Below are 17,481 nucleotides of genomic sequence, written 5' to 3'. Positions count from 1 at the left end.
GGTAAACCGTTTGGTAGAAAATGTGAGATAATAAAAATGTAACTAATTGTAATTTGATACAAGGAGATTTTTTTATGGAATCTTTAGTAAAAGAACTTAATGAAATATGTAAAAGAGATCCCTTTCGCGAGAAAGTTGTCATTGTCGATTCTCATACAATTGGCGAACAAATAAACGAAGCCTTCATAAAAAAAGACTTTCAGGCGGTTAATCTTAAATATCGGACGGTTTTGGATCTGGCAAAGAGCATGGTTGAATTGAATGCTAATCAGCCAATCGAATTGCTCGACCAGACTGTTGGGGTACATTTTACGTATACACTGCTCAAAAGATTAAAGGAACAGGATGCTCTCCAATATTTCTCCGGAATGGAGATTACCCCGTCTTTCAGCCATGCTGTTTTCTCGGCAATTCAAACATTGCGGCTCTCGGGTTATACCCAAGAAACTCTGAACATGAACGCCTTTGCGGCACCAGCCAAAGCCGAGGACATGGCTGAAATTCTTAACGGCTATGAAGAGCTTTTGCAAGCCAATCAATTCATCGATAGAGCTGCCCTTTTAACAAAAGCAATGGAATATGCACTTATTGATGAAAAGAAATTGTTTATTCTCCAGTCTAATTTACAACTTTCACAACTCGAAGAACAACTTCTTGAAAAAATTCTGCCCGAAAACACTGCTAAACTGCCACTAGCACCTGTTTTTGGCATCGATTTACCTGAGCGGACAAGCTTGAGTTCTGTTCGCTGGGGTGAGCCCGCACCACTTAGTTATCTTTACCAACAGGAGAAGGCATGCTTAAAGCCCGATTTGCATATTTTCACTGCCAAAACGGAAGAACTCGAAGTGAAACAAATCCTCGAGCAAATTAAAAAGAACAAATCACCGCTTAACGAAAATGTCGTCTACTATACGAGCGCTGATTCATATGTTACCCTTTTTTATCATTTGTCCCAGCGAATAGACCTACCGGTTACTTACGGGGAAGGGCTGCCGATTACCTTCAGCCGTCCAGGCCGTCTGGTTTCAGGCCTGTTAGAATGGATTCAGTCCAACTATAGTGTGCAAGCATTTCTTGATTTGTTAAATGAAGGGCTCCTCGAATTGGATGATGAGGCCCCGTCAAAAACAAGAATGGCCAAGATTTTAAGGGATTTAAAGATTGGTTGGTCAGAGGAGAGGTATGTGGCGTGTATAGCGGAGGGAATTGAAAATTTAAACTCTGATAGCCCCTATTATGAAACACGATTAAAGGAGCTTTCATGGTTAAAGCAGTGGTTCTCTTCCATTTTAAGAAAACTGCCTGCCTTTGATTTAACAATCAACTATAAAAAATGCTTAACAGGTATTGCTTATATTTTAAAAAATTTCGGTAAAGTTAGCTCAGGCTTGGATGAGATTAGTAAAACTGCATTGCTTGAGGATATTGAAAAAATTATTCCGTTTGCAGACGAAGCCTTGCCGAAATATGATGTATTTGAAAAGGTGAAGGACCTGCTGTTATCGATACGGGTTCAGCAATCACGACCGAAACCGGGACATCTACATGTAACCTCTTATAAAAATGGAATTTACAATAATCGCAATAACGTGTTTTTTGTGGGTCTCGAAAATAAAAAGTTCCCAGGTAATGTCGGTGAGGACCCGCTGCTCTTAGATTTGGAACGGAAAAAGCTAAGCAGCAGTCTGCCGCTTCAGAGCGAAAAGGGCCAGTTAAATTTATATACTTTATTGCAGGTAATGGCACAATCGACAGGAACTGTAACAGTCAGTTATTGTCATTTTGATATCAATGATAATCGTGTCATGAATCCGGCATTTGTGATCCTGCAATGTTACCGTCTCATGACTGGAGATCCAAATACAGACTTTAAAGCATTAAAGACACTTCCGTCCTCCCTCATTTCAGGAGAAATTTTGGATGATAAAGATTACTGGAATGAAAAATTAGCCAGTGAACAGCCGGTCCAATTGACAGCTGGAATTCTTGGGCATTTTGCAAATATTGAGCAGGGGGTTGCGGCGGAAATCAAACGGAATTCAAGTGGATATTCCGAATTTGACGGCCTTGTACAGATTGACGTAAATGAAGATGACCCGCTCCTTAATCAGGAGAAAACGATGAGTGCCGGCAAGTTGGAAACACTTGCCAAGTGTCCATATTCTTATTTCTTAAAAGAAGTTCTGCGCGTCAAGCCAATTGAGGAAATTTCGTATAACGCCAACAAATGGCTGGATCCAGCCACAAGGGGAAGTCTTCTGCACAGCATTTTTGAAAATTTCTATAAGCAGTTAAAAAAGGAAAATGCGAAGCCATCATATGCGCTTCATTTAGACAAGCTAATTGCGTTAGCAACTAGTTTAATGGAGCAGCAAAAGGTTGTACTGCCGCCGCCAAATGAACGCATTTTTTTAAGGGAAATGAACGATATTTTAGAATGCTGCAAAATATTTCTAAAGGAAGAGGAGCGCCATAGCGAAGACTATGAGGCGATTGACTTTGAATATTCCTTTGGAATTGGCGGGAAAGAACCTGCAGTAATCAAGCTTCCTTCAGGCAAATTGAAGATTTCCGGTATCATTGACCGTGTGGATAAGTCAAGTGATGGCACCTACCACATCATTGACTACAAAACAGGAAGCACCTACGGATATAAGAAAAATGGCGCCTTTAAAGGCGGCCGTCAGCTTCAGCATATGATTTATGCGTTGGCGATTGAGCAGCATCTTCAGCTTGGTGAGGGGGCCGTAGAAGAAAGCTCATATTATTTTCCAACCGTAAAGGGGATGGCCGAGCGATTTACCAGGAAACAGGATGCCACCCTTAGAACCAATGGGTTAGATATTTTGGAAAAATTAATTGATGTAATTAAACATGGACATTTTGAAATGACGGATGACGTAGAGGATTGCAAGTACTGTGAATTTAAGCTTGTCTGCCGCCGCCATTTTTACAATCAGGATACCCTTGAAATGAAACAATCTAACCAGAAGTTAAAGGGGGTGCGGGCCTATGACTAAAGTGATATTCGACCAGGCTGCCCGCGATAAAATAAAGCATGATCTTGGAACGAATTTCTTAGTGGAAGCAGGCGCCGGTTCAGGGAAAACGACAAGCCTTGTGGACCGGATGGTCAACCTTATTTATACAGGAAGTGCAGAAATTCACCAGATTGTTGCGATTACTTTTACTAGGAAAGCTGCAGATGAGTTAAAGGTCCGCTTTCAAGCTAAATTAGAAGAGGCTTGGAAAAAGGAAACGGACCTTGATGCGAAATTTCATTTGGGAGAGGCCTTGAAAAATATTGAACGCTGCTTTCTTGGCACGGTTCATTCCTTTTGCGCCAAGCTGCTAAGGGAACGGCCAATTGAGGCAAAATTGGATTTAACTTTTAAGGAACTTGAGGAGTCGGATGATGCCGATGTTTTGGAGGAAGCATGGCAAAAGCATCTCCAGGATTTGACGGATTACGACTTCGGTCAGCTTGAAGAAATGGAACGATTAGGCATCTCAATGGATAACCTATTTCCTTGGTTAAAGGATGTGAAAGAATATTCTGATGTCGAGTGGGTCGCGGAATCTGTACCAAAGCCTGAGTTGCTTGCGGACTATCAATCTTTTATGAATATCATCAAAGAAGCACGGAAAAGCGTGCCAGAACAGGAGCCGGAAAAGGGCTATGACTCGCTGCAAAAGGCGATTTTGCTGGCAGTACAAAGGGAACGGTTTTTTGACTCTCCGACGGAACCGGATATCATCGGAATTTTTACCTTGTTTAATAAGAATTTAAAGCCAACCTATAACCGCTGGCCGTCCAAGGAAGATGCCAAATTTTACGAGGAGAAGATCTCATCCGAATTCGCGGTGAAACTCAAGCCTCTGATCCAAGCCTGGAAGGAATATTGCCATCCTAAGATTATTGCTTTTCTAAAGGGTGCGGTTCAGACTTACGAACAGCTAAAAAAAGAACGATCCTTGTTAAATTTTCAGGATCTAATGATGCATACATCCAGGCTGCTGAAGGAAAATTCCGAAGTCCGCAGTTATTTTCAAGGAAAGTATCGTTACCTTCTCGTCGATGAATATCAGGATACCGATCCACTGCAGGCAGAGATTATGTTCTATCTAACCAGTGAGGATCCGAATGAGAAAAACTGGACAAGCTGCAAGCCAAAACCGGGTTCGCTTTTTGTCGTCGGGGACCCAAAGCAGGCCATCTATCGTTTCCGCCGGGCCGATATTGACACATATAACCGTGTCAAACAATTAATCGAAGAGCATGGCGGGGACGTGCTGCAGCTGACGACGAACTTCCGTACCTTAGATTCGGTCACAACCGAATTAAACACGGTTTTTGAACGTCATCTGCCAAAAGTGGAGACCGATTACCAAGCAGCTTACCGCCCGTTAATCTCATATCATGAAGATTCGGGAAACGTATTTTCGGGAATAAAACGTTTGACGGTCCCAGCTGATTTTTCTAAGAAAGAGGAAGTCATCCATAAGGATGCCGAAAATATTGCTTTTTCGATTCGGAATCTTATGGGGAAAGGACATCGGGCAAGGGATTTTATGGTGCTGACCAGATACAATGACGGGGTTGCTGTTTATGCAAAAATTTTAGAAGATGCTGGCATCCCAGTCAGTATCAGCGGTGAGGTCATCCTTGGTGAAACAAGAGAGTTTCAGGATTTATGGATTCTTTTAAAATCCTTCCTTGACCTGACAGATGAGGTAAGCTTTGTAGCCGTCCTTCGCGGGATTTTCTTTGGAATCAGTGATGATGAATTGTATCAGTGGAAGCAGGCCAAAGGGTGGTTTTCGCTGTATACGGATGTCCCAGCAGATTTGTCTCCAGTCATTAAAGAAAAATTTGAAACAGCCATTTCGAAACTAACCTATTATCAACGAATGATTCGCAACCTGCCGCCTGCAGCAGCGATTGAAAAAATTATCGAAGATGTCGGTTTCTACCCTTTGCTAATAATGAATGGACGTGGGAAACGAACCTATAAAAGCCTGCTGCAAATGCTTGAGGCCTTGAGAAAACAGGAGGCGGGAGGAAAGACAACCTATAAACAGGTGATAGAAACCCTTTCTGAAATGATTTTTGAAAAATCGGTTGTCGCCAATTTGGAAGAAGAAGCAGATGCCGTGCGAATCATGAATGTTCATAAGGCAAAGGGACTTGAGGCACCGATTGTCTTTTTAGCCCATCCGGCCAAATCGGTCAGCCCAGAATCGTTTTTATCAAAGCACATAAAACGCGAGGACCTGTCTTCAAAAGGGTACTTCATGTTTAAGGTGGATAACGGCTACCAGTCCCGGGAGGCGGCGATTCCCAAAGAGTGGGAGATTCATAAAGCGGAAGAGCTCAAGTACCTTACGGAGGAAGAGCTTCGGATTATCTATGTGGCAGCCACCCGTGCAGAGAAAGCTCTGATTATCAGCGCAAACGGGAATAACAAGAAAAACCCATGGAATATTCTGTTGGCAATGGAAGCGATAGAGGAACTCGAGGTTCCTGAAATAAATGTTTGGGAGAATCTGCCTGCACCAAAGGAAATCACACTCAGTGAATTCCAGGCAAAAACATCAAGTAAGCTTGCATGGCTAGAAAAAAGCAAAATAAAGACCTACGACCATTGGACGCCGACAAAGGATAAGGATTATTCAGGCCTGACGATTGAGCGCGAATCCGGAGGCGGCAAGGAATGGGGCACGGTTGTTCATGATATTTTTGAAAAAGTGGTACAGGGCCATGATGTTACGGTTTATATTCAAATTACGTTAACCAAACATGGTTTGGCTAAAGAAAAAGAGACGGAAGTCACGGCCTATTTAGACCAATTAAAAAGTTCTTCCCTTTGGGGCGAGTTACAGACCGCAGATGAGGTTCTTACGGAGGTGCCATTTACCTTTAAAGTGGATAACGGTCACCCGCTCTATTCACAGATTACAGCCCATCCCAAGGACGAGCTTCCTTTCTATGTAAAAGGGGTCATTGACCTTATTTATAAAAAGAATGACAAATGGACCATTGTCGATTATAAGACGGACCGAGCTGTCCGTGATGAGGATTATGAAAAGCTTTGTGACTTTTATAGGAGCCAGCTCGCTTTTTATAAGGGAGCATGGGAGGAACTGACTGGAGAAGCGGTTGGCCATCAATGTCTTTATTTCCTTGCACCGAACCGGATATTTTTTAATGAATAGTATTATAACGAAGTAAAAGGCGGCCGTTAAATAAAATACGGCTGCCTTTTTTTTGCATACTAGTTATTTATCTAATAATTACTGGGTCAATAAGCCGTTCTCAAATTCTTCAATTCGATTGCGAACAAGAGCTGGCACCGGGCGGGTTGTTTTCGTTTTAGCATCATAGCTGACGTAAATAATTTCAGCTAAAAGAATCGGGTCTTCCTCCCCGTCTCTAGTAATCTTGCAGTTCATGGTCATACTGCTGTTGCCTATCTTGGAGATTTTACACCAAATATTCAGCCAGTCATTCAATTCTGCCGACTTTTTAAACTCTAAAGTAGATTTTGCTAGAACAAAATCAAAATCGGCCTCATCAAAGTCTAACTTCAATCCCTCATGGAAATATTCGGTAACAGCAACATCTATATAAGTCATATAGTGAGCGTTAAAAACAATCTTCTGACCATCAATTTCAGAATAGCGGACCTTCAGACGATGTGAGAAACGAAAATCATTAACCATTGTAAACCACCTTTATTAAATTTTGATAAGGATGATTCCCTCTAATCTATTTATTATTCTGTTAATTCCGTTCATTTCCTTTTTTTGAAGGTCTTTTTATATATCAAATTATCGAGGAAATTCTAAATTAGGAATTTTTGCATAAATTGAAATAAGAATAATAGGATGTAGTAACCTAGCAAAATTGAATAGAGATTGGCATCGGTGCCTTAGATGAAGTGTCATACTGCCATCAGGGCACCCTTTTTGCTAATAGGGAGTGGAACTCATGAGGCTGCAACGATTACCTGCCCAAGCCTTGGCAAGTCAGCTGATACCAAATGTTGATGAGGGGTTAAGAGAGGCATTGAAGGTTCCGGATCACGTCAAAAGCTTGGGGCTGGTTACTAGTACGAGTGATGATGTCGGCTATACTGCGATTGATGAGGCCACGAAAATGGCCGCAGTAGAAGTCGTATATGCAAAGTCATTTTATGCTGGGGCCGCACATGCTTCAGGTCCATTATCGGGAGAGTTTATAGGAATTTTAGGAGGGGCTACACCATCTGAAGTGAAGAGCGGCTTGGAGGTCGCTGTAAGGATGATCAATACGGGTCCTGCTTTTTATGCGGTGGACGAGGCTGGTAATCACGCCTACTTTGCCCATACAGTTTCTCGTACCGGTTCGTTTTTATCGAGTTTAGCCGGGATTGAAACGGGGGAACCGCTAGCGTATTTAATAGCTCCTCCTCTTGAGGCGATGATGGGGTTGGACGCAGCGTTGAAGGCGGCAGACGTAAGGCTCTGTGTTTTTTATGGCCCGCCGACGGAAACTAACTTTGGCGGGGGGCTTCTGACAGGAAGCCAATCCTCCTGTAAAGCAGCGTCTGAAGTCTTTGCGGACACGATTCAAAAAATAGCTCAATCTCCACATAGGATGTTTTAGAAGAGATGGTTAAAAAATGAAGGAGGTTCCAAAATGGGTCGAGAAACGTCGGCATTAGGAATGATTGAAACAAAGGGATTGGTAGGGGCGGTTGAGGCTGCCGATGCAATGGTAAAAGCTGCGGATGTCAGGTTGGTTGGGAAGGTTCAGGTTGGGGGAGGGCTTGTAACGGTGTTGGTCCGCGGTGATGTTGGAGCTGTCAAGGCTGCAACAGATGCAGGGGCAGCCGCAGCGTCCAAGGTGGGAGAACTCATTTCCGTCCATGTAATACCAAGGCCACACTCCGATATTGAATTGATCCTCCCGAAATTGGAAGGGCAAAGCATAACGTAAATGGCAGTTGGGAGTGTTAAAAATGAAAAAAGGGCAGCTGCAGAAATTGGTAGAACGGATTGCCCGTGAACTTATCGAACAAGAGACTCCTAGAATAAAAGTCCTGTTTGTATTTTGTGACAGCTCAGCGCACGAGCCCTTTGTTGACCAGTTGATGGTCCTAAAAAAACATCCGATAGATTATGATTTTCTGTTACTTGACGGTGAGACGTCAGGTTGGCTTGGTGGCAGCTATATCCAAGCCACCGGAGCAGGGCAGGTTGTAGCTGCGGACGAGTATGCCAAAGCACCGATTGAGCTGCCGAAAGATTATGATGCCATTGTCATCCCGGAAATGGATTTGGATAATGCCGCTCGTGTCTGTCATGGATTAAAGGGTTCTGTAAAATCGGAAATCATTTTTGCGGCCCTCGTTCTCCAGAAACCGGTCATGATTGGCGGTGATTCTTCCGGTATCAAGCGGGCCGACCGCCGCACCCTAAAAACACTGGATTTGCCTCTCCCACTAAAGAAACGATTTGAGTCCTATAAACAGGAGCTTACCAACCTTGGTATTCGTTTTTTCAAGCAATCCTATATGCATGAAGAAATTATTAGTTTGTTTTTTAAAGAAAAAAAGGACCACCAATCCAGGGAAACTTTTATAGGAAAGGTGTTAACAGTGGAATGGCTTACTAGGAATCTGGGAAGCTCGAAGACTTTGATTATCAGGAAAGGCACGATTCTGACACCGCTGGCAAAGGATTTTCTGAAGGAAAAACGGGTTATGGTCATTGAAGAGGGGGCGGATGGATGATTCTTGGCAAGGTCATGGGCAGTATTTGGGCTACTCAAAAGGAGGATGGCATGAGCCAGCTAAAGCTGCTGATCATTGAGCCCATCAACTGGAAAGGGGAGCCGGCTGGGACTCCGATTATTGCTGCTGATCGAATTGGAGCCGGCCGTGGTGAGCGTGTAATTGTTTCACGTGGCAGTCCGGCACGGGCTATTTTTTCAAAAAATGCCCCAATCGATGCAGTTGTGGTTGGCATTGTCGATTCCCTTGAGGCAGGGGAAGGAGAAGAATAGCGATTAAAGGTGTGAAGATGGATGGAGAAAAAGCAGCGCGTCATTCAGGAATATGTACCGGGGAAGCAGCTGACATTGGCGCACATCATAGCCAATCCTGATGAAGCCCTATATACAAAGCTTGGAATTGGTCAAGCGGGGGCGATTGGAATTTTGACATTGACACCAACGGAGACCGCCATCATTGCGGCTGATATTGCTACCAAAGCAGCAGATATTGTTATTGGCTACTTGGACCGCTTTACCGGGTCGCTTGTCATCTGCGGAACGGTCTCAAATGTAGAAATGGCCATCCAAGCCATCAATCAATTCTTAAGCAGGCATTTGAAATTTGAACCAGCGGAGATCACCAGGTCATGAAAAAAGGGAAAGTGATGTTAATTGGTCCAGTGGGGTCTGGAAAATCTACCTTAACCAAACGACTGCTTGAGGACCCGGCTCCTGCTGTCAAAACACAGGCGCTAAACTATATGGATTGGATTATTGACACACCTGGTGAGTATAGTGAAAATCCATTGTTTTACCGTTCATTAATCGCAACAGCATTGGAAGCGCGGATTCTCCTAATCGTTCAAGACGCAACTCGCCACGAGCAGTTCCTGCCGCCGAATTTTGCGCAGGGGTTTCCGTTGATTCCCATTGGCGTCATCACCAAAATAGACCATCAAAGTGCTGATTTAGAAAAGGCTGAAAAACTGTTGAGGCAAGTTTTATCAAATCATCCAATTTATAAAATTTCGTCCGTTACTCTTGAAGGAATACCGACTCTGAAGGCAGCGCTATTGAATCTTATATGAATTTTTAGAAGCGGTACGGATAGCGGTCTGGAGGGGCTTTAGATTGGGCATGGAAGCAATAAAAAGTATCGGCATAGATATTGGCACAAGTACAACGAAATTGATTTTAAGCGAATTGATATTAGGAAGGGTGTCGAGCCAATTTGCCCTGCCACACTTTGATATTATTGATCGAAAGGTCACCTATCTAAGTGAGATTATTTCCACTCCTTTAAAGAATGCTGATGAAATTGACTTGATCGCATTGGCTGGCTGGCTTGAACAGGAATATCGACGAATTGGACTGTCCCTATCGGATATCAAGTCGGGTGCGGTAATCATTACGGGGGAAACGGCGATTAAGAAAAATGCCGATGCGCTGCTGCATTATTTGGCAGAACGGTCCGGTGACTTCGTAGTTGCAATTGCAGGAGCTAGCTTGGAAGGTGTTTTGGCCGGACGGGGATCTGGAGTCTCGAAGTACTCAAAAAAGACGAAGGGAGTTGTCGCCAATATCGATATTGGCGGCGGTACTGCCAACGTTGCCCTTTTTCAGCAGGGTAAAGTGGTGGGTACGATTACCTTTCATGTGGGCGGCCGGCTGATTGAAATCAATTCTACCGGCGAAATCTTGGCGGTATCCCCATCTTTACAGCCTTGGCTTTTTTCCAAAAACTTCTTCCTTGAAAAAGGGATGCGGCTTACATTAAAGCAGCTTTCTGAAATTTCTACTGTTTTGTGCAAAGACATGCTGGACTGTTTATTAGGGAAGATGCCCATTGGTGCTGTAAATTCGTTGGTTCACAGTGCTTCGTCAGAAACATTGCCCATAATTGATGAGGTCATCATTTCCGGGGGTGTAGGGAGACTGGCATTGGAAATGCCGCCTGCGACATTGGGTGAAGCAGCAAAATATAACGACATTGGCCCTATTTTGGCTGGAGTACTGATGAAAGCTTTAAAAGACTATCCTCTTACCTTGGTGGAGGCAGAGCAAACTTCGAGGGCCACGGTCATCGGGGCAGGCATGCAGACAACGAAAATCAGCGGTGCAACAATATCCATTGCTCCTGAGCATCTGCCGCTAAGAAACATCCCCGTTGTTAAAATGAGCTATTCAGACACGGCTCTGGAACGGTATATTGAACGGGCTTTATTACAAGGGAAGGAACTGTTCCTTGGAAATTCTGAAGTGCCGTTTGCGATTAGCTTAGCAGAAATGCCCTATTTGCCTTACTTAAAGCTAAAGGAACTGGCAGATGTACTCGGAAAGGTTTACACAAGGCTTTTTCCTAGCGCAGCAGTCCTTGTCGTAGTCTTTGAAAATGACATGGCCAAAGCCCTAGGGCACGTGATGCGACTGCAGTTATCTGCTGATGTAGACGTGATTTGTATTGACCAGGTGGTGGTTGAGCACGGCGACTATATCGACATTGGCAAGCCGTTGAATGATGCATTGGTGCCCGTTGTCGTGAAGACTCTTGCGTTTTCCTAACAGGGAAATAGCTGGTTGGCGAGTAAAACCGGGAAACCGGCGAGTAACAAAATCAAAGTTGACCAGTAAATCGAAAAACCCGCGAGTAAATTGGCCGAAGTGACGAGTAAATCGGAAAAGAGGAGAGTAACTCCTCATTACCCCCTTAATAATGAAAAGCAAACAGGGAGGTGAACTTAAAATTTGAAAACTAAAATTACCTTACTTAATAAAACATATCAATTTAATAGCTTAAAAGAGATTCTGGCAAAGGCGAATGAAGAAAAGTCGGGGGACCAGCTTGCGGGCATCGCCGCCAATGACGCTCAGGAGCGGCTGGCAGCACGGCATCTCCTATCTGAGTTGACTCTGAGTGATATCCGCAATAACCCCGTGCTCCCACCTGAGGAGGACGAGGTTTCCCGTATAATCGAAGAATCTATTAATGAAAAAATCTATCAATCTATCGCCAATTGGACTATCAGCGACTTGCGAGAAATCCTGCTGGCTGAATCTACAACAAATCAGGAAATTAGCCGGATCCGCAGGGGATTGACGAGTGAGATGGCCGCTGCCGCAGCTAAAATTATGTCCAACCTGGATTTGATTCAGGCTGCATCAAAAATGGAGATTGTTACCAAATGCAATTATACAGTCGGCCATAAAGGCACCCTTGCTGGGAGAGCACAGCCGAATCATCCCACAGACAGCATTCAAGGCATCAAAGCATCCCTTTACGAAGCACTTAGTTATGGAATCGGTGATGCAGTAATAGGGATTAACCCAGTTATTGATTCAGCCGAAAGTGTAAAGCAAATTTTACAAATGACCAAAGAGGAAATCGACCGCTTTCAAATTCCTACACAAAATTGTGTGCTTGCGCATGTCACGACACAGATGCGGGCCATCAAAAATGGTGCTCCGTCCGATTTGCTTTTTCAAAGCCTAGCGGGAACGGAGGCGGGGAACACAGCGTTTGGCATCAGCGTTGGACTGCTGGATGAAGCAAATGATTTAATCCAAAAAGAAGGGACAGCGGCGGGGCCGAATCTGTGGTATTTCGAAACGGGACAGGGATCGGAGCTTTCCTCAGATGCACATCATGGCATTGACCAAGTAACTCTAGAAGCGCGTTGCTACGGACTTGCGAAAAAATATAAGCCGTTTATTGTGAACACTGTGGTCGGTTTTATTGGACCGGAGTATCTTTACAACAGCAAACAGGTCATCAGGGCTGGGCTTGAGGATCATTTTATGGGGAAGCTGCAAGGAATTCCTATGGGGGTCGATGTTTGTTATACAAACCATATGAAAGCCGACCAGAACGATATGGAGAACCTTGCCGTTCTTCTTGGTTCTGCCGGGGTCAATTTCCTTATCGGTGTTCCAATGGCGGATGACTGTATGCTGAATTACCAATCGACTAGTTTTCATGACATTGCCTCAGTCAGAAGGGTTCTTGGCCTGAGACCTGCGCCTTTTTTTGAAAAATGGCTTGAGAAAATGGGGATTATGGAGAACGGAATCTTAACCGAGCGGGCCGGTGATCCAACGCTGTTTATGTAAGGAAAGGAGGGGGAGAGAGTGCAGGAGAATGAGATTGAATTTATTGTTCAAAAGGTAATGGAGGAACTTCAGAGGAAATTCCCTAATGAGGCCGGAGAAATGGCAACAACCAATGAAGAAGGACTGATATTTACTGAGAATGACTGGAAGACCTCCATTCCGTCGGCCGTTTATGAGGTGGGGGTACCTAGCTTAATTGCCTCTACACCGGCCAGGATTGGCGTTTGGCGGACCGGTACCAGACCGCTGACAAGAACGATGTTAAAGCTGCAGTTCGACCATGCCGCTGCGATTGATGCAGTCGGGGGCGAAGTACTAGAAAATACCTTGTCGGAATTTGATTTATTTAGTGTTGAAACATGCTATGAAAACAAGGAAACGTATTTAAAAAGGCCTGATAAAGGGCGTATCTTAACTGATCATGCTGTTAGGACCATTAAGGATAAATGCATCCATCGCCCGCAGGTGCAAATTGTCGTCTCAGACGGACTAAGCGCTAGTGCTGTGGAAACCAATTTAAAAGATGTTTATCCGGCCTTACTGGATTCTTTGAAAATCCATAACCTTTCCGCTGGAACCTCGTTTTTTGTCAAAGGGGGCAGGGTAGCTTGCATGGATCATATTGGCGAGATTTTGGGGCCGGAGGTGTTGGTCCTATTAATTGGCGAACGGCCTGGGCTGGTCTCGGCCAGTTCGATGAGCGCCTATATGTGCTACCGGCCACGAAAAGGAGTAGTTGAATCCGACCGCAATGTCATTTCGAATATCCACCCGCTTGGAACTCCGCCTGTTGAAGCAGGTGCCCATATTGGAACCGTCCTTAAGAAGATGCTTGAGCAAAAGGTAAGCGGAGTAAAGCTGGAATTATAGTGCTATTCTACCTTTCTATTGAAATTTTTTATAAAGAAAGGGGGGTGGGGGAATGGAGGCAGTAATCGGCTTTGCATTAGTAGTCCTTACTTTGGTTGTCGGTACGGCCATTGGCATGCATGCGAACAAAAATGTAAGAGGCTTTAAAGAAGAAGAGCATGAAATCTTTGTCGGAAGGGATGACAAATAATCAGTAAGAAAGGGGTAACACGAATGAAAAACAAAGACCAACAATTGTTGGAGGATAAGAAGCACCTGAACCGCTATGGTTATGCACAGGAACTACTGCGGGATATGGGAGGGTTCTCCAACTTTGCGATTTCCTTTTCGATTATTTCCATCTTAACAGGGGCTGTATCTCTCTATGGACATGGATTAACGTACGGCGGCCCAGGTATGATGGGTTTTGGCTGGACGATCGTGGCCTTTTTCGTGATGTTGGTGGCCGCATCACTTGCTGAGCTCGCTTCGGCCATTCCAACGGCCGGTGCTCTGTATCACTGGGCCGCTGCTTTAAAAGGAATTAGGATTGGCTGGTATACAGCCTGGATTAATTTAATCGGCCAAATTGGGATTGTGGCCGGTATCGACTACTCTTGCGCCCTATTTGCAGACCCGCTCTTAGCAACCGTTTTTGGATATACCTCTACCGATACCACCACTTTAATTGTCTTTGGCGTTATTCTCCTTTTACACGGAATCCTCAATCACGTTGGGATAAAAATCGTAGCGAAATTAAACGACTTCTCGGCTTGGTACCATATGATCGTTGTCGCCATTCTCGTCGTCAGCTTGGCTTTTTTTACAAAAAATGGCCTTCAGCCAGTTGATTATTTATTCCAAGTCGGGCAAACATTTTCTGAGAAGCCTTATATACTGGCCTTTTTAATCGGTTTGTTACAGGCACAATGGACCTTTACTGGTTATGATGCCTCTGCCCATACGATTGAAGAAACAGTCCATCCGCGCGTCCGCGCTCCATGGGGGATTTATAACTCCGTTGCGTTTTCGTTCGTATTTGGTTTTATCATGCTAGCATTTGTCACGCTTTCCATTCATGATGCAGCTGGTGCGGTGAAATCTGATAATGCTTTTATCTTTGTTATTAGCGAAGCTCTAGGCGGTACCTTTGGAGCGGTCGTCTTATGGCTGGTAACTTTTGCGATGTTCTTCTGCGGTCTTTCGTCGATTACTTCCTTTTCGCGGATGATGTATGCTTTTTCAAGGGACAATGGGATGCCGCTCAGCCGCCATTGGGCGGAAATCAGCCGGAAGTACCGGACGCCGGCAAAGGCGATTTGGCTGTCTGTTATTTTATCTTTCTTGTTAGCATTAATTGACTATGTTACAAAGATTGTGAATCCGGATGCGGGATACTCTACAATCGCTTTCTTAACGGCAGTAAGTGTTGTCGGGTTATATGTAGCTTATGGGATTCCTATTTATTTAAAGCTGGAGGCGGAGGCGAAGGGAATTTTTCTGCCAAAGCATTACGGGCCATGGAGCCTTGGGAAATGGAGCAAGCCAATTAATATTCTTAGCATCCTTTGGATTATCTTTATTTCCATCATGATGATCATTCCGCCGAACCAAATGGCCGCTTATGCCTTGGCGGGAATGTTTATCCTGTTAATTATCATGGATTTGACCTATTATAAAAAGCACTTTAAAGGCCCGCAGGCAGCACTAGAAAAATCAGTTGATGAAATTAAAAGATTGGAAGACGAATTTGAACATGGGAAACATTAATTAAAAAGAGGTCAGGACCTCGCTAACGTTGTGCCAGGGTCCTGACCGTCAAAGTGTTTCTGATTAAATAAAAAGAAAAGGCGGATCAGCCGCCTTTTGATTCTTTAACCTCTTTTACGTGATTTAAACACCCACATGTTGCCGTCTTTCCAGCAGCTCTTAGTTTGATGTCTGCCGTGACCTGTATTGCGCCATTTTGTGCATTCCAGATGATGGGTTAAGCGTCTTGAAGTTCTTTTTCTGGATGTACGGCGTCGAGTCGTATTTTTGCTTGATGTCATCATCCGACGACTAGTGTTCCGGCTAGAAGTCCGGCTAGAAGTTCTTCTGTTGCCAGAAGTGCCACGATGACGGCCTGGATCCATAAACATGAAGTCCCCGAATCCGCCGCGTCTCACATTTTCAGCCGCGCTTTGAATATCCTCTGGAGAAAATTCTCTTTCTTCCATTTGAAGCACCTCCTTTTTTCAGAAAAGGGAGTACGAAATGAATTGTGCATATTCTATAACACCCACTCCTCTTTTAACAATTTACGAATGGACGCTTGTTTTGGTCTCGGACAATAGCCTATTAAAGGAAAAAATCAATTAACCGTGACATCCCCTTTACTCCATCATAGGTATAGAAGTAGGGGGGAGAGGAAATGGACGAAGCCGTAAAACTGCCAAACTATAAAATTTTTATAAAACCGAGCGACTTAAAGGAGCTTAAAAGGGATATATGGGTGGATATGCCAATCCCCGCGCAGCTAAATATTGATGGAAAAAGACTAGAGGTAGATGTCCGTTACCGGGGTTCCCATATACGTGATTTTATGAAAAAATCCTATTATATATCCTTTTATAAACCTAAAAAATTCAAAGGATCCAGTGAAATTCATTTAAATGCCGAGTATAAGGACCCTTCGCTCATCCGAAATAAATTATCCTTCGATTTCTTTTCTGAGATTGGTGTTCTTGCACCTTATTCCAAGCATGTCTTTTTGAACCTTAACGGCAGACCGGAAGGAATATATTTGGAAATTGAATCGGTGGATGAAAACTTTTTAAGAAGAAGAAACCTTCCCGCTGGCAGCATTTATTACGCCATTGATGGCGATGCGAATTTTTCTTTGATGAGCGATTTGGATAAAGCCGTGAAAAAGTCCTTGAAATCAGGCTATGAAAAAAAGTGTGGAAAGGCATCAGAAGATAAGTTTTTAGAGAGGTTAATTTATAACATTAACACAATTCCTAGAAGCGAATTCGAGAGGGAAATTATTAAATATATTGATGTTGAAAAATACTTGCGGTGGATGGCGGGCATCATCTTCACGTCAAATTATGATGGCTTTGTCCATAATTATTCGCTTTACCGGAACGGTGAAACAGGGCTATTCGAGGTGATGCCATGGGATTACGATGCCACCTGGGGAAGGGATGTTAACGGGAAGGTGATGGAGGCTGATTATGTTCCGCTAAAGGGCTATAATACGTTAACAGCAAGAATTTTGGACGTGGCTGCGTTCCGAAAGCAGTATCAAAAGCTGCTGATCCAAATTATGAATCAGCAGTTTACGTTGCAATTTATGCTGCCTAGAGTTGAAAAGCTGCTTGGAATAATCCGGCCCTATGTCCTGCAGGATCCCTACAAAAAGGAATCGGTTTCACAATTTGACCAAGAGCTGCGGGTAATCACGGAATACATTCTTGAAAGAAGAAAATATATCCAAAACGAAATAGTAAAACTTAACTAAACTAGGCCGCAGCCTTTATGACTTCAGTTTTTAAAAAAAGCCCTTTTCAAAAAAATGTTTGTTTTTAAGGATTCGCAAATAAAAGTACTGGATTCACAAATAAAACCTAAAAATCCTTCGGAAAATGATTATATTACTCTTTGTCGTTTCAATTCTATAGAAAGAAGCAACAATAATTAAAGCATATCTAAAAAGAACCATTTTCGGATGGTTCTTTTTATGAATGGCTCTTTTCGTAAAGTTTGTTGTTTTGGGGAAT

16 protein-coding genes are annotated in these 17,481 nt (G+C 43.7%); 14 read left to right on the top strand and 2 right to left on the bottom strand.

Annotation, left to right across the window (positions count from 1 at the left end; all coding sequences use genetic code 11):
- The first annotated feature begins 74 nt into the window (after nt 1–74).
- Both ACZ5AE_RS18975 and ACZ5AE_RS18970 read left to right on the top strand, forming a co-directional pair.
- A complete protein-coding gene (locus tag ACZ5AE_RS18975) occupies nt 75–3,023 on the top strand; it encodes a PD-(D/E)XK nuclease family protein (protein WP_464566157.1) in 2,949 nt (982 codons plus the stop codon).
- A complete protein-coding gene (locus ACZ5AE_RS18970) occupies nt 3,016–6,219 on the top strand; it encodes a UvrD-helicase domain-containing protein (RefSeq protein ID WP_464566156.1) in 3,204 nt (1,067 codons plus the stop codon). Before ACZ5AE_RS18975 ends, ACZ5AE_RS18970 begins: the two co-directional genes overlap by 8 nt.
- Before the next feature lie 78 nt (nt 6,220–6,297).
- On the opposite strand, the gene ACZ5AE_RS18965 is transcribed toward ACZ5AE_RS18970, so the two are convergent.
- Entirely contained in the window at nt 6,298–6,726 is a 429-nt protein-coding gene (locus ACZ5AE_RS18965) for an acyl-CoA thioesterase (RefSeq protein WP_464566155.1), read from the bottom strand.
- Nucleotides 6,727–6,994: 268 nt separating this feature from the next.
- Between ACZ5AE_RS18965 and eutL the strand changes: the two genes are divergently transcribed.
- The 11 genes from eutL to ACZ5AE_RS18910 all read left to right on the top strand — a co-directional run bounded on the left by eutL (nt 6,995) and on the right by ACZ5AE_RS18910 (nt 15,487).
- Nucleotides 6,995–7,651 carry an ethanolamine utilization microcompartment protein EutL gene (eutL, locus tag ACZ5AE_RS18960; RefSeq protein WP_464566154.1) on the top strand — a complete coding sequence of 219 codons (657 nt, stop codon included), beginning with the start codon at nt 6,995–6,997 and terminating at the stop codon, nt 7,649–7,651.
- Nucleotides 7,652–7,684: 33 nt separating this feature from the next.
- The gene (locus ACZ5AE_RS18955; protein WP_464566153.1) at nt 7,685–7,984 is read left to right on the top strand and encodes a BMC domain-containing protein; all 300 of its coding nucleotides are present in this window, start codon (nt 7,685–7,687) and stop codon (nt 7,982–7,984) included.
- A 22-nt stretch (nt 7,985–8,006) separates the two neighbouring features.
- Nucleotides 8,007–8,780, top strand: a complete 774-nt coding sequence (locus tag ACZ5AE_RS18950; protein WP_464566152.1) for a hypothetical protein — start codon at nt 8,007–8,009, stop codon at nt 8,778–8,780.
- Nucleotides 8,777–9,052, top strand: a complete 276-nt coding sequence (locus tag ACZ5AE_RS18945; RefSeq protein ID WP_464566151.1) for a EutN/CcmL family microcompartment protein — start codon at nt 8,777–8,779, stop codon at nt 9,050–9,052. Before ACZ5AE_RS18950 ends, ACZ5AE_RS18945 begins: the two co-directional genes overlap by 4 nt.
- Nucleotides 9,053–9,073: 21 nt before the next feature.
- Nucleotides 9,074–9,412 (top strand): ethanolamine utilization microcompartment protein EutS, encoded by a 339-nt coding sequence (gene eutS / locus ACZ5AE_RS18940; protein ID WP_464566150.1) that lies wholly within the window; start codon nt 9,074–9,076, stop codon nt 9,410–9,412.
- Nucleotides 9,409–9,849 (top strand): EutP/PduV family microcompartment system protein, encoded by a 441-nt coding sequence (locus ACZ5AE_RS18935; RefSeq protein ID WP_464566149.1) that lies wholly within the window; start codon nt 9,409–9,411, stop codon nt 9,847–9,849. Before eutS ends, ACZ5AE_RS18935 begins: the two co-directional genes overlap by 4 nt.
- Nucleotides 9,850–9,898: 49 nt before the next feature.
- Nucleotides 9,899–11,323 carry an ethanolamine ammonia-lyase reactivating factor EutA gene (locus tag ACZ5AE_RS18930; RefSeq protein WP_464573666.1) on the top strand — a complete coding sequence of 475 codons (1,425 nt, stop codon included), beginning with the start codon at nt 9,899–9,901 and terminating at the stop codon, nt 11,321–11,323.
- Nucleotides 11,324–11,506: 183 nt separating this feature from the next.
- Nucleotides 11,507–12,868: an ethanolamine ammonia-lyase subunit EutB gene (locus ACZ5AE_RS18925; protein ID WP_464566148.1), complete on the top strand. Its 1,362-nt coding sequence runs from the start codon at nt 11,507–11,509 to the stop codon at nt 12,866–12,868.
- A 57-nt stretch (nt 12,869–12,925) separates the two neighbouring features.
- Nucleotides 12,926–13,738: an ethanolamine ammonia-lyase subunit EutC gene (gene eutC / locus ACZ5AE_RS18920; protein WP_464573665.1), complete on the top strand. Its 813-nt coding sequence runs from the start codon at nt 12,926–12,928 to the stop codon at nt 13,736–13,738.
- A 52-nt stretch (nt 13,739–13,790) separates the two neighbouring features.
- Nucleotides 13,791–13,928: a hypothetical protein gene (locus tag ACZ5AE_RS18915; protein ID WP_464566147.1), complete on the top strand. Its 138-nt coding sequence runs from the start codon at nt 13,791–13,793 to the stop codon at nt 13,926–13,928.
- 23 nt (nt 13,929–13,951) lie between these two features.
- Nucleotides 13,952–15,487: an amino acid permease gene (locus tag ACZ5AE_RS18910; protein WP_464566146.1), complete on the top strand. Its 1,536-nt coding sequence runs from the start codon at nt 13,952–13,954 to the stop codon at nt 15,485–15,487.
- A 104-nt stretch (nt 15,488–15,591) separates the two neighbouring features.
- Here the strand turns inward: ACZ5AE_RS18910 and ACZ5AE_RS18905 are convergent, their stop codons facing one another.
- Nucleotides 15,592–15,936 carry a CotG/ExsB N-terminal domain-containing protein gene (locus tag ACZ5AE_RS18905; RefSeq protein ID WP_464566145.1) on the bottom strand — a complete coding sequence of 115 codons (345 nt, stop codon included), beginning with the start codon at nt 15,934–15,936 and terminating at the stop codon, nt 15,592–15,594.
- A 194-nt stretch (nt 15,937–16,130) separates the two neighbouring features.
- On the opposite strand from ACZ5AE_RS18905, the gene ACZ5AE_RS18900 reads away from it, so the two are divergent.
- Nucleotides 16,131–17,222, top strand: coding sequence for a CotH kinase family protein (locus ACZ5AE_RS18900; RefSeq protein WP_464566144.1), 1,092 nt, complete (start codon nt 16,131–16,133; stop codon nt 17,220–17,222).
- Nucleotides 17,223–17,481: the final 259 nt, after the last annotated feature.

The sequence above is a fragment of the Neobacillus sp. S1227 genome (assembly GCF_055385255.1).
Note: the sequence above shows the minus strand (reverse complement) of the source record. Positions and strands in the feature narration are given on the sequence as shown.